At 67.3% G+C, this 12,227-nt stretch carries 12 protein-coding genes; 5 read left to right on the forward strand and 7 right to left on the reverse strand.

Features of this window, described 5'->3' with window-relative positions; genetic code table 11:
- Positions 1-99: 99 nt before the first annotated feature.
- Positions 100-696: an ElyC/SanA/YdcF family protein gene (locus tag ACFOLG_RS09165; protein ID WP_386091035.1), complete on the reverse strand. Its 597-nt coding sequence runs from the start codon at positions 694-696 to the stop codon at positions 100-102.
- A 357-nt stretch (positions 697-1,053) separates the two neighbouring features.
- Here ACFOLG_RS09165 and ACFOLG_RS09170 point away from each other — a divergent pair, with 357 nt between their 5' ends.
- Positions 1,054-2,094: a GGDEF domain-containing protein gene (locus ACFOLG_RS09170; RefSeq protein ID WP_386091037.1), complete on the forward strand. Its 1,041-nt coding sequence runs from the start codon at positions 1,054-1,056 to the stop codon at positions 2,092-2,094.
- A gap of 141 nt (positions 2,095-2,235) precedes the next feature.
- On the opposite strand, the gene ACFOLG_RS09175 is transcribed toward ACFOLG_RS09170, so the two are convergent.
- The gene (locus tag ACFOLG_RS09175; protein ID WP_386091039.1) at positions 2,236-3,126 is read right to left on the reverse strand and encodes a LysR family transcriptional regulator; all 891 of its coding nucleotides are present in this window, start codon (positions 3,124-3,126) and stop codon (positions 2,236-2,238) included.
- A gap of 119 nt (positions 3,127-3,245) precedes the next feature.
- On the opposite strand from ACFOLG_RS09175, the gene ACFOLG_RS09180 reads away from it, so the two are divergent.
- Both ACFOLG_RS09180 and ACFOLG_RS09185 read left to right on the forward strand, forming a co-directional pair.
- Complete coding sequence (locus ACFOLG_RS09180) at positions 3,246-4,109, forward strand: MBL fold metallo-hydrolase (protein WP_386091041.1); 864 nt, start codon at positions 3,246-3,248, stop codon at positions 4,107-4,109.
- Positions 4,103-4,798: a DsbA family protein gene (locus ACFOLG_RS09185; RefSeq protein ID WP_386091043.1), complete on the forward strand. Its 696-nt coding sequence runs from the start codon at positions 4,103-4,105 to the stop codon at positions 4,796-4,798. The genes ACFOLG_RS09180 and ACFOLG_RS09185 overlap by 7 nt, the downstream gene beginning before the upstream one ends.
- A 79-nt stretch (positions 4,799-4,877) precedes the next feature.
- Here ACFOLG_RS09185 and ACFOLG_RS09190 read toward each other — a convergent pair whose 3' ends face one another.
- Positions 4,878-5,501 carry a cysteine hydrolase family protein gene (locus tag ACFOLG_RS09190; RefSeq protein WP_386091045.1) on the reverse strand — a complete coding sequence of 208 codons (624 nt, stop codon included), beginning with the start codon at positions 5,499-5,501 and terminating at the stop codon, positions 4,878-4,880.
- A gap of 117 nt (positions 5,502-5,618) precedes the next feature.
- Here ACFOLG_RS09190 and ACFOLG_RS09195 point away from each other — a divergent pair, with 117 nt between their 5' ends.
- Complete coding sequence (locus ACFOLG_RS09195) at positions 5,619-6,575, forward strand: GlxA family transcriptional regulator (protein ID WP_386091047.1); 957 nt, start codon at positions 5,619-5,621, stop codon at positions 6,573-6,575.
- 251 nt (positions 6,576-6,826) lie between these two features.
- Here ACFOLG_RS09195 and ACFOLG_RS09200 read toward each other — a convergent pair whose 3' ends face one another.
- Together ACFOLG_RS09200 and ACFOLG_RS09205 are read right to left on the reverse strand one after the other, a co-directional pair.
- Entirely contained in the window at positions 6,827-7,990 is a 1,164-nt protein-coding gene (locus ACFOLG_RS09200; RefSeq protein ID WP_386091049.1) for a branched-chain amino acid ABC transporter substrate-binding protein, read from the reverse strand.
- Positions 7,991-8,115: 125 nt separating this feature from the next.
- On the reverse strand, positions 8,116-9,147 hold the full coding sequence (locus tag ACFOLG_RS09205; protein ID WP_386091051.1) for a histone deacetylase family protein: 1,032 nt from the start codon (positions 9,145-9,147) through the stop codon (positions 8,116-8,118).
- Positions 9,148-9,277: 130 nt separating this feature from the next.
- On the opposite strand from ACFOLG_RS09205, the gene ACFOLG_RS09210 reads away from it, so the two are divergent.
- Positions 9,278-9,754 (forward strand): Lrp/AsnC family transcriptional regulator, encoded by a 477-nt coding sequence (locus ACFOLG_RS09210; RefSeq protein WP_386091053.1) that lies wholly within the window; start codon positions 9,278-9,280, stop codon positions 9,752-9,754.
- Between the two features lie 3 nt (positions 9,755-9,757).
- Here the strand turns inward: ACFOLG_RS09210 and ACFOLG_RS09215 are convergent, their stop codons facing one another.
- Positions 9,758-11,164, reverse strand: coding sequence for a DHA2 family efflux MFS transporter permease subunit (locus ACFOLG_RS09215; RefSeq protein WP_386091055.1), 1,407 nt, complete (start codon positions 11,162-11,164; stop codon positions 9,758-9,760).
- A 264-nt stretch (positions 11,165-11,428) separates the two neighbouring features.
- Positions 11,429-12,184 (reverse strand): SDR family NAD(P)-dependent oxidoreductase, encoded by a 756-nt coding sequence (locus ACFOLG_RS09220; protein WP_386091057.1) that lies wholly within the window; start codon positions 12,182-12,184, stop codon positions 11,429-11,431.
- Positions 12,185-12,227: the final 43 nt, after the last annotated feature.

Below are 12,227 nucleotides of genomic sequence, written 5' to 3' on the forward strand. Positions count from 1 at the left end.
GGCGTTTTGTTGTGTGTGTGGCTGCCTGCCATCAATAAAAAGGCGCGCGCTTTTGCGGGGCCGCCGGCTGGCTGGCTACCCAGGGTGCGGTGGCTGCCATTACTGGCTGACAAAATAGAAGAGATAGGCCGGCACTTCCCTGAGCAGCGCATACAGGTCGTGGCGTTCGAAATAGTGGGCATGCAGGTTGCCGGTGACGCGGATATTGTGGCGCGCCAGCGCCAGCCGGAGGCGCGCGACATGGTAGAACTGGGTGGCCAGCATCGCGCGCTGGCGCTGCTGTTGTTGCAGGTATTGCGCGGCATGGGCGGCGGTGGCGGCGGTGTCCGTGCCATGCGGATCGCGCACGATGGCGGCGGCCGGGATGTCTTGCTCCAGCAGGTAATCGGCCATGATGGTTACGGTATCGTGGCCGGCCTGGTCCATGCTGGCGCTGACATAAATCTCCGGCGCCCGCTCGGCGCGGTACAGCTTGACGGCGGCATCGAGGCGGGCCTGCAGCGGTGCGCCCGGGGTGCCGTCCGCCGCCACGGCGCTGCCCGGTACCACGATGAGGTCGGCAGTATCCGCGGTGTGATCATTGAGGCCGACCACGGCGATGGCCACTGCCGCCAGCAGGTAACTGCCCACGGCGATGGCGGCGATCTTGCTGCTGCGCTTCATGGCAATGGCGGCCCAGGGGTGTGGTTTATTCACCGGCCGCATTGCCGACGGCAACCCGGCCTTGCTCCCCTGTCGCACCATCCGACGATGCGCTCTTGTTCAAAGCGTGCGTTTTAGTTGTCGGCAATATTCCCTGTGCGTGACGGTGGCAGCCATAAACCGACAATATTTATCTGCCTGCCAATAGTGTAGTTAGTTTATTGGCCAGCCGCTGCCGGCTGAATGCAGGCCGCCGCGGGGGCGTAATCCAGCGGCGCAGCCATCCCGGCCGCCGTGGGTTTTAGCGGCCGGGCGCTATGGTGAAGCCCGCTGGCGGCTGGTTATAATGACTACAGTCCCCCTCTCCGCGGGGCGCCTGTGGACTCCTCCCATCGCCAGACGAAAGCGCATATGGAACGCATCCTCACCCAGCTGACTTCTTCGCTGAATACCGCCAGAACCATAGATCAGCTGATTCGCCCAGTGCTGGAAATGCTCAGTACCATCACCGGCATGGAGTCCACCTATCTCACCAGCATCGACCTGCAGCACAGCACGCAGCATGTGCGCTTTGCCCGTAATTGCGGGCAGATGACCATTCCCGAAGGCCTGACCGTGCCGTGGGGCGACACGCTGTGCAAGCGGGCGCTGGACATGGGGCGGCCCTCCACCAACGAGGTGCTGGCGCTGTGGGGCGATTCGGACGCCGCGCGCCAGCTGGGCATCCAGACCTATGTCAGCGCGCCCATCCTCAATGGCGAGGGCGCCTTGCTGGGCACCCTGTGCGCGGCCAGCGCCGCCAAGCAGAACATTCCGTCGAACATCGACGCGCTGTTCCAGCTGTTTGCCAATATCGTGGCCAACTTCATCGAGCGGGAAATGCTGGTGGAAAAGCTGCAGGTGGCGAACGACCAGCTGGCCGCCTATGCGCTGACGGATGCCCTGACCGGTTTGCCCAACCGCCGCGCCATGTTCGAGGAGCTGGAGCGCTTGCTGGCGCAGGCCGAGCGCAGCCAGAGCAGCGTGCTGGTCGGCGTCATCGACCTGGATGGCTTCAAGCAAATCAACGACAGCTTCGGCCATCAGGCCGGGGACGACTTCCTGAAAGCGGTGTCGCAGCGCCTGCAGGCCAGCCTGCGCAGCAGCGACCGGCTGGGACGGCTGGGCGGCGACGAGTTCCTGTTCATCGGCCCCGGTCCGGCGCTGGACGAGCAGGACGCCGGCAGCGCGACGATCACCAGCGGCGAAGCCGGCAAGGTGGCGGCCACGCTGCAGCAGCGGCTCACCAGCGCCACCATCGGCCCCTACACGCTGGCCGGCGACACCGTACCCTACGCCGGTGCCAGCGTTGGCGTAGTGGCGGTGCCGGCGGCGGCACAAAGCCCGGATGCTGCCATCCAGCTGGCGGATGTGGAAATGTACGTGGTCAAGCGCGCGCGCAAAGCCCCCTGAGCATTGGCCGCTGCCGCGATGCTGCGGGTGGCATCGCCGGTCGCCGGCCAGGCTTGCATTCGCGGCGCCAGGCCGGCGCTGCCCGGCAGATACATGTTGCCCGCCCTTGCCGGCGCCGCCCGGCGCAAACTGTTCAACCCGCTACCAACCTGCCCGCGCAAACCGTTCCACCAGAAAATCCAGCAGTGCCCGCACCGCCGGCGACAGATGGCGGCGCGACGGGTACAGCGCGTAGATGCTCATCTGCGGCGGCTGCCAGTCCGGCAGCACCTGTTGCAGCTGGCCATCCTGCAGCAAGGCGCTGGCCAGGTAGGTCGGCTGCAGGCTGATGCCGCCATCGGCCAGTGCCGCGTGCAGCAGCACGGTGGCGTCGTTGGCGGTGAGGCGGGTGGCCACGCTCACCGTCGCCCGCAGCGCGCCACGTTGAAACTGCCAGCTGCTGCGGCCAACGTTGCTGTGGCCCAGGCAGCGGTGGCCGGCCAGCTCCGCCGGTGTCTGCGGCGTGCCGGCCCGCGTCAGGTAGGCGGGGCTGGCCACCAGTACCGAGTCGCATACCGCCAGCGGGCGGGCGATCAGCGCCGGGTCCGGCTCACTGCTGATGCGTATCGCCAGGTCGATGCGCGCCTCCACCAGGTTGAGGGTGGCGTCGCCCACGTTGAGGTCGATTTTCAGCTGCGGGTGTCGTGCCAGGAACTCCGCCAGCGCCGCCGCCAGGTGGGCATGGCCGAAGGACATGCTGCTGGTGAGCCGCAGCTGGCCGCGCAGCCCGCCGCCGGCCGGCGCCACTTCGTCCTCCACCTCCGCCACCAGCGCCAGCATCTGCAGGCAACGGCGCAGCGCCTGTTCGCCGGCGTCGGTGAGCGTCACGCTGCGGGTGGTACGTTGCAGCAGCCGCGCCCCCAGCCATTGCTCCATCTCGGCCACGTAGCGCGTGACCATGGCGCGCGACATCTCTAGCCGCCCGGCACTGGCGCTGAAGCTGCCACTGCTGGCTACGTCGGCGAAGACCCGCATGGCGGTGACACGGTCCATATTATCTGCTCGATTAGTGCAACAAATATGCGCAGTCTAGCCGCTTTATCTGGCCGAATTGGGAAATTATAGTGGCGTCCATCAAGCACGCGGCCCCCGCCGCCATGAAAGGACACATCATGCTTCGCCAAACCGTCATTGCCACTTCGATCGTACTGGCCAGCACCGCCGCTCACGCCGCCCAGCCGCTGCAACTCAAGGTCTACAACGCCGGCGAGGGCAGCTTTCACGCCAATGCCGTGGTGGTGAGCGGCGAGCACGAGGCAATGGTGATCGACAGCGGCTTCACCCGCGCCGATGCCTATCGCATTGCGGCCAACGTGCTGGACAGCGGCAAGACGCTGAAGACCATCCTGATCAGCAATGCCGACCCGGATTATTATTTCGGCGCCGAGGTGCTCAAGGAGCTGTTTCCGCAGGCGGCGGTAGTGGCCACGCCTGCGGTGGCGGACAAGATCCAGGCCAAGCTGGCCGGCAAGCTGGCATTCTGGGGGCCGAAGATGGGTGCCAACGCACCGCAACAGCCCATCGTGCCCAGCGCGCTGCGTGTGGACAGCCTGAGCGTGGATGGCGAGAAGATCGAGCTGCGCGGCACCCGCGGCGTGCTGGCGAGTCGACCCTATGTGTGGATTCCGGCGCTGCGCGCCATCGCCGGCAACGTGGCGCTGTTCAGCGGCCTGCACGTGTGGACCGCCGACACCCAACAGCCGGCTGAGCGCCAGGCCTGGCTGGCACAGCTGGACGAGATGGCGGCGCTCAAGCCTGCCATCGTGGTGCCGGGGCACATGGCCGCCGGCAGCAAGCTGGACTCTACGGCCATCAGCTACACCCGCAACTATCTGCAGCGTTTTGACAGTGAGGCGGGCAAGGCGGGCAATGCCGCTGAACTGATTGCCGCCATGCAGCGCGCCTACCCGCAGGCCGGCATGGGGCTGGCGCTGGATATCGGCGCCAAGGTGAACAAAGGGGAAATGAAATGGTAACCACCACCCTGCATTACTACTACGACCCGCTGTGTGGCTGGTGTTACGGCGCCGCGCCGCTGCTGGCCGCTGCGGCCAACGTTGCCGGCCTCGCCATCGCACTGCACGCCGGGGCGATGATGAGCGGGCCGAACCGCCAGCAGGTAAGCCCGCAGCTGCGCCAGTACGTGATGGGCCACGACCAACGCATCCGGCAACTGACCGGCCAGCCGTTCGGCGATGGCTACTTCAACGGACTGCTGCTGGATAACAGCGCGGTATTCGACAGCACGCCGCCGACGCTGGCGATCCTGGCGGCCGAGGCGCTGGGGCTGGACGGGCTGGCCATGCTGCATCGCCTGCAGCAGGTGCATTACGTGGACGGGCGGCGTATCGCCGATGTCACGGTACTGCAGCAGCTGGCGCAGGAGCTGGGGCTGGATGGCGCCGCCTTCGCCGCCGAATACCAGCGCCAGCAGGGCGAATTCGCCGCCCACGTTGGCCGCAGCCATCGCGACATGGCCGCGCACGGCCTGCGCGGCTTCCCCTCGCTGCTGCTGGAAGTGGATGGCCGCCTGCAGCGGCTGGAGCTGTCACCGTTCCTGGGCAAGCCGCAGGTGTTTGCCGGCTATCTGCAAGGCTTGCTGGCCGGGGCTGCCAGCCAGGGCACGGACGACGCGCCGTTCTGCACGCCGGACGGTTGCCAGTAAGCGAGGTCGCTGCGCCAAAACAAAACCGCCAACCGGGCGCCGGCTGGCGGTTTTTTTTGCGGCCAACGTTGGCCGCGGCCTACCGCGCCACCGCCTGCAGATGCGAGCCCAGCACGCCTTCGCTGGCGGCCAGCGGCTGGCTGGCTGCTACTGCCGCGATCCAGTCGTCGGTGCTCGCCACTGCGGCAAAGCCGGTCTGCATCACCACGCTGAACACGCGGTGGATCTCCTCGGCGCTGGCGCTGCCGGCGCGGTTGCGGTAGGGCAGCGAGCCGCTGGCGTCGGCCAGCAGCTCCACCTGCCAGCCGTCGTGGCTGGCGTGCAGCACGGTGGCGGCATCGCAGTTGTGGGTCATGTAGCCGACGATGCTCAGGGTGTCGATGTCACGCGCACGCAGCCAGGCGGCCAGATCGGTGCCGGTAAAGCAGCTGGCCTGCTGCTTGCTGATCAGGTGGTCGTGCGGGCGCCCGGCGATGCTGGGGTGCAGCGCGGCGCCGTGGCTGCCTTCGGCAAAGATCGGCGTGCCGGGCGGGGTGATGTGCTGCACCACCACTACCGGAATGCCGGCGGCGTTGGCCGCATCCATGGCGCGGCCAACGTTGGGCAGGGTGATGGCCGGGTCCGGGTAGCTGATGCCCAGCTTGCCGCTGAAGTATTCGTTTTGGACGTCGATGACGATCAGTGCGCGTTTCGGGGTGCTCATGCTGCTCTCCTGGTGTTGGCTGGCGATGTCGGCAGTGTGCCGCGGCCCCTCCGCCGCCACGAGTGGCCCGAATGACAATTTGCGTTAAGATCGGGCCATCGTAGCGGAGGCCTGCTCATGTCCGAGATTCGCGTTGCCGTAGTGGCGTTCGACCACATCAGCCCGTTTCATCTGTCGGTGCCGTGCGTGGTATTCGGCGAGAACCGGCTGCAGGCGCCGGCCTACCGGGTAGAGGTGTGCGCTGCCGAGGCCGGGCCGCTGGCTACCTCCGCCGGTTTCGGCCTGACGCTGGCGGCCGGGCTGGAGGCGCTGCAGCAGGCCGAGGTGGTGATCGTGCCCAGCTGGCGCGACCACACCGAAACCGCACCGGTGCCGCTGCTGGCGGCCCTGCGCGCGGCGCATGCTCGCGGCGCGCGCATTGTCGGGCTGTGCCTGGGCGCTTACGTGCTGGCGCAGGCCGGCCTGCTGGATGGCCGCCGCGCCACCACGCACTGGGCCTATGCCGACGATTTCGCCCGCCGTTTTCCGCAGGTGGCGGTGGATGCCGATGTGCTGTATCTGGACGATGGCCCGCTGCTGACTTCGGCCGGCACCGCCGCCGGGCTGGATTGCTGCCTGCACCTGCTGCGCCAGCTCAGTGGTGCCGAGGCGGCCAACAGCGTGGCGCGGCGGCTGGTGACGCCGCCGCATCGCCAGGGCGGGCAGGCGCAGTACATCGAGCAGCCGCTGCCGGCAGGGGCCGGCGGCGGTCGGCTGGCCGGCCTGCTGGACTGGATGCGTGGCAATCTTGCGCAGCCGCACAGCCTGGACAGTCTGGCCGCGCGTGCGTTGATGAGCCGGCGCAGCTTTACCCGCCATTTCCGCCAGCTTACCGGCGGCACGGTGCATACCTGGCTGCTGGCCGAGCGGCTGGCACTGAGCCAGCGGCTGCTGGAGGCGGGGGCGCTGCCGGTGGAGCACATCGCGCAGCAGGCCGGTTTCGGCTCGGCGGCTTCACTGCGGCTGCACTTTCGCAAGGCCTTCGGCGTGGCGCCCAGCGAGTGGCGACAGACCTTTCAGGGCGTGCGCGGCTGATCCGGCCGGCAGCGGAATCGCCGCGCCGTTGTGGCGCAATGCGATGCGCTGCGGCCCGCAGCGCATCTGCGGGCGCTGTGCCGGCCGACCGTCAGTGCGCCCCGCGCCGGCTGCCGTCGCGCTCCAGTTGGCCGCAGGCTTGCGGGGCACGCTCGCCGCTGCGTGCTTGGCGACGGCCAGAAAAAAAGCCAGCGCGTGGCTGGCCAAAATCTTGCATCAGGGGAATGCAACTTTATCGGCGGCGTGGCCGCTCAGGCGCCACCCACGGTGGACACCACCTGCCACTTGCCGTTCTTGACCTGGTACACCGTGACCGCGCCGTTGTTGATGTCGCCCTTGGCGTCAAACGACACCTTGCCGGTGACGCCGGTGTAGTTGGTCTTGCCCACCTCGGCCAGGTACTTCTTCGGGTCGCTGGAGCCGGCGCGCTTCATCGCTTCCACCAGCACGTGCACGGCATCGTATTCATATGGCGAGAACACCTGGATCTCGGTGTTGAACTTGCTCTGGAACTTGCTGTGGAAGGCGGCAAAGCCCGGCATCTTGTCGCGCGGCAGGCCGCAGGCGGAGGCGTACAGGCTTTCGGCGGCATCGCCGGCCAGCTTGATGAATTCCGGGGTCTGCATGCTGTCGCCGCCCAGCAGCTTGGCCTTGATGCCCAGCCGTTTCATCTGCTTGGCCAGCGGGCCGGCCTGGGCGTCCATGCCGCCGTAGAACACCACGTCCGGCTGCACGCCCTTGATGGCGGTGAGGATGGCGTTGAAGTCGGTGGCGGTATTGGTGGTGAATTCGCGCTTCAGCACCGTGCCGCCCTTGGCGGTGACGGCCTTGGCGAATTCATCGGCCAGGCCCTGGCCGTAGGCGGTGCGGTCATCCACCACCGCCACGGTTTTTGCCTTCAGCGTGTCGACGGCAAACTGCCCCAGCGCCGTGCCTTGCTGCACGTCGTTGGCGATCATGCGGAAGGTGGTCTTGTAGCCTTGCCGGGTGTAGTCGGGGTTGGTGGCGGACGGCGAAATCTGCGGGATGCCGGCATCGGCGTAGATGCGCGAGGCCGGAATGGTGGTGCCGGAGTTCAGGTGCCCAACCACGCCCACCACGCCGGCGTCGATCAGGCGCTGCGCCACCTGGGTGCCGATCTTGGGGTCGCCCTGGTCGTCTTCCGATACCAGTTCGAAGCGCACCTTCTTGCCGCCGATCGCCACGCCTGTGGCGTTGAGGTCGTCGATCGCCAGCTTGGCGCCGAATTCGACATCCTTGCCCAGGTGCGAGATCGGGCCGGTCAGAGGCGACACCTGGCCGATCTTGATGGTTTCGACGCCGTCCGCGGCGGCGCTGGCCGCCTGCTGTTGGCCGCAGGCGGCGAGGGAGAGCGCCGCAGCGGCGAAAAGACTCAGTTGCGCAAAGTTTCTCATATGATTTCCTGGCTGTAGAACGGGGTTGCCGTGGTACCGGCCGCAGGCGGCGTCTATGCGCGCGGTTTCTGCTGCGGCCCGGCGGTGGGGGAAACGCTTGATTGCAAACGGCGGCCTGAGGCGCGTCAGCGCTGGCCCTCGAAGCCACGCAGCACGTTCACCGCGTTGACGCCGATGTCGTCCACCATGTAGCCGCCTTCCATCACGAACAGGGTGGGGCGGCCGATGCCGGCGATGGTCTGGCCGATCTTGAGGAAGTCGGCGCTTTCCAGCTGGAAGTGGCTGATCGGGTCGTCCTTGAAGGTATCCACCCCCAGCGAGATCACCACCACGTCCGGCGCGTAGGCGGCGATGGCGTCGCAGGCGTGCTGCAGCGCCGCCGCGTAGCCGTCCCAGCCGGTGCCGTGCGGCAGCGGGTAGTTGTGGTTGAAGCCCAGGCCGGCGCCGGCGCCGGTCTCGTCGCGGTGGCCGAGGAAGTAGGGGTAGGAGTCCCGTGGGTCGCCATGCAGCGAGCTGAACAGTACGTCGGCGCGGTCATAGAAGATGCTCTGCGTACCGTTGCCGTGGTGGTAGTCCACGTCCAGCACCGCCACCCGTTTGGCGCCGTTGTCCAGCGCGTGCTGGGCGGCAATGGCGGCGTTGTTCAGGTAGCAGTAGCCGCCCATGTATTCGGCGGCGGCGTGGTGGCCGGGCGGGCGGCACAGCGCGAAGGCGCTGGGTGTGCCCTGCAGCAGCGCCGCCATGCCGGTCAGCGCCAGGTCGGCGCTGCTCTTCACCGCCTGCCAGGTGCCGGCGGTAATCGCCACGCCGGCATCCATGGCGTAGAAGCCCAGCTTGCCATCGATATGCTGCGGCTCGATATCGCTGCGCAGGTCGCGCACCGGCCAGATCAGCGGCAGCGCGTCGTGCTGGCGGCCCAGCGCCTGCCATTCGTGCCACGCCTGTTCCAGAAAGCGCACATAGCGTTCGCTGTGCACGCGGGCATAGCTGGCGCTGCCGAACTCGCGCGGGGCGATGACCTCGCCGAGGCCGACGGCCTGTACCCGCGCCAGAATGGTGTCGGCGCGGCTCGGCATCTCGAAACAGGGTTTCAGGACGCCATCCTTCAGCTCGGTGGCGTGGTGCAGACGGTGGGCATTGCTGTAGATGGTAAGCATGAGGCGGTGCCGTACAGGGGTAGGTGACGGCAATCAGTATGTGGCGGCGGCACGGGATTTACTTTGCTTTAATCGCGCGCCATTCGCTATGCTGCGATAGGAATAGACTCTTTGAGTGGCAAAAATGAGTATGAATAAACCAAGAAACGAACTGGACGCCACGGATCGCACTATTCTGCGCCTGCTGCAGCAGGACGGCACGCTGTCCAACCCCAAGCTGGCGGAACAGCTGTCGCTGAGCGTAACGCCGTGCTGGCGGCGGCTGAAGCGGCTGGAGGACGACGGCTACATCACCGGCTACCAGGCCAATCTGGACCGGCGCAAGCTGGGGCTGGATGTGCTGGCCTTCGTGCAGGTAAGTTTCGGCGCGCACGGCGGCGAGCTGCCTAACCAGTTCGAGGCGGCGATGCTGGCGCAGCCGCAGGTGCTGAGCTGTCACAAGATCACCGGCGATGCCGACTACCTGCTGCAGGTGGTGGCGCAGTCGCTGGACGACTACAGCCAGTTTGTCGAGCAGGTGCTGCGCCGGCTGCCGGGGGTGTCGGCCATCCACTCCAGCCTGGCGCTGCGCGAGATCAAGGCCGGCAGCCGGTTGCCGCTGCCCTAGCGCTCAGCCCTCGTTGGTCGCCGGGCGCGCCAGGGCGGCACCGGCATGCGGGTGCAGGCGGCGGAACTGCAGCGTGGACAGCATCGCCAGCAGGCCCATGAGCAGGAACGCCCAGGAGAAATCGCTGGCCTGTAGCGTGGCGTGGCCCTGCCACTGCGCCACGCCCTGCAGCGCGAATGCGGCCAACGTTACCCCCACGCCGGATGCCAGCTGCATCGCCACGCTGGACAGCGTCGAGGCATGGCTCATGCCGGCGGGGCCGATGTCGGCAAAGCCGATGGCGTTCAGGCTGGTGAACTGCAGCGAGCGCAGGCAGCCGCCCAGCAGGAAGGTGGCCAGCATCAGCCAGTGTGGGCTGTGGGCATCGAACAGGCCATAGCCGGCAAACGACAGCCCGCACAGCACGCTGTTCACCAGCAGCACGCGGCGAAAGCCGAAGCGCTGCAGGATGCGGCTGACGATGGTCTTCATGAACATGGCGCCCAGCGCGGTGGAGCAGGTAAGCAGCCCGGACTGGAACGGCGTCAGGCCGAAGCCCAGCTGCAGCATCAGCGGCAGCAGGAACGGGGTGGAGCCCATGCCGGCGCGAAACAGGAAGCCGCCGACAATGCTGACGTGAAAGGTGGGCAGCCGCAGCAGCGACAGGTCCAGCAGCGGGTGGGGGCGGCGGCGCGCATGCCACGGGTACAGCGCCAGCAGCAGCAGGCCCAGCAGGGTGAGCGTGGTGGAAACGCCGGCCGACAGCAGGTGCTTGCCTTCGCTGGCCAGCCCCAGCATCGCCAGCGACAGCCCCAGCCCTACCAGCACGAAGCCGCGGCCATCCAGCGGCGGCACCTTGTCGTCGCGCAGGTTGGCGATATAGCGGCCGGCCAGCAGCAGCCCCAACAGGCCGATGGGCAGATTGATCAGGAAAATCCAGCGCCAGTGAAAATAGGTGCTGATGAAGCCGCCTAGCGGCGGCCCCACCACCGGGCCCAGCAGCGCCGGAATGGTGAGGTAGCTCATCGCCCGCACCAGCTGGCTTTTCTCGGTGGTGCGCAGGATCACCAGCTTGCCCACCGGCACCATCATCGCCCCGCCGATACCCTGGATGAAACGCGCCAGCACAAAGCCGGCCAGGCTGCCGCTGGCGGCGCACAGCAGCGAGCCGGCGCTGAACACCACGATGGCGGCGCGGAAAATGCGGCGGGCGCCGAAGCGGTCGGCCATCCAGCCGCTGAGCGGAATGAACACCGCCAGGCTGACCAGATAGGAGGTGAGCGCCAGCTTGAGGGCGATCGGGTCGACGCCCAGATCGACGGCGATGGCCGGCAGCGAGGTGGCAATCACCGTGGCGTCCATGTTTTCCATGAACAGGGCGGTGGCGATGATCAGCGGGGTGAGCATGCTGCGGGACAGGCGGAACGGCATGGTGGCTATGGCGGACAGTCAGGGTGGCAATTTAGCAGATATTAAGTTGGTTTATTGTCACGCCGGGTAATAGTTTCCTGTCCGCCGGGACAGTTGGCCGCGGCCTGCCGGGCAAGCCCGTACCGGCATATTGCACACCGGCAGGGGCTGCCAGCAGCAATACCTCAGTACGGCGTCCTGCCGCTGCATTCCCGGCAAGGCAGCGGGCAAGGCCGGGTGACGGCACCAAAGGTTGGCCGCAAGCCTGCGGCCAACCTTTGCGCGTTACAGCATCATGCCGCCGGACACCTCGATGCGCTGCGCGTTCACCCAGCGGTTGTCGTCCGACAGCAGCGCGGCGATGGCGCCGCCGATGTCGTCCGCCTCGCCCACCCGCCCCAGCGCGGTCTGGCTGGCCACGAAGCGGTTCACCTCCGGGTTGTCGCGCACCGTGCCGCCGCCGAAATCGGTGGCGATGGCGCCGGGGGCGATGGTGTTGACGGCAATGCCGCGCGGCCCCAGCTCCTTGGCCAGGTAGCGGGTCAGCACCTCTACCGCACCCTTCATCGCCGCATAGGCGGCATAACCCGGCAGTGCGAAGCGGGCCAGGCCGCTGGACAGGTTCACGATGCGGCCGCCGTCCGCCAGCAGCGGCAGCAGCGCCTGGGTGAGGAAGAACATGCCCTTGAAGTGGGTGTTCAGCAGCAGGTCGAACTGCGCCTCGCTGGTATCGGCAAAGGCGGCATGCACCCCCATGCCGGCGTTGTTGACCAGAAAATCGAAACTGTCGCGCTGCCAGTGCTCGCGCAGTGCGGCGCGCACCGCGTCGGCAAAGCCGGCATGGCTGGCCACCTGGCCCACGTCCAGCTGCAGCGCCAGTGCCTTGCCACCCAGCGCCTCGATGGCGGCCACCACCTCGTCGGCGGCGGCAAGGTTGCTGTGGTAGGTGAAGATGATGTCGATGTGGCGGGCGGCCAGTTTCAGGGCAGTGTTGCGGCCCAGGCCACGGCTGGCCCCGGTGATGATGGCGATCTTGCGCATGATGAGTCTCCTGCTGGCGGTAGGGAAACGGCGGCTGCCGTCA

Source organism: Vogesella facilis, from assembly GCF_042648525.1.
Lineage (GTDB): Bacteria > Pseudomonadota > Gammaproteobacteria > Burkholderiales > Chromobacteriaceae > Vogesella > Vogesella facilis.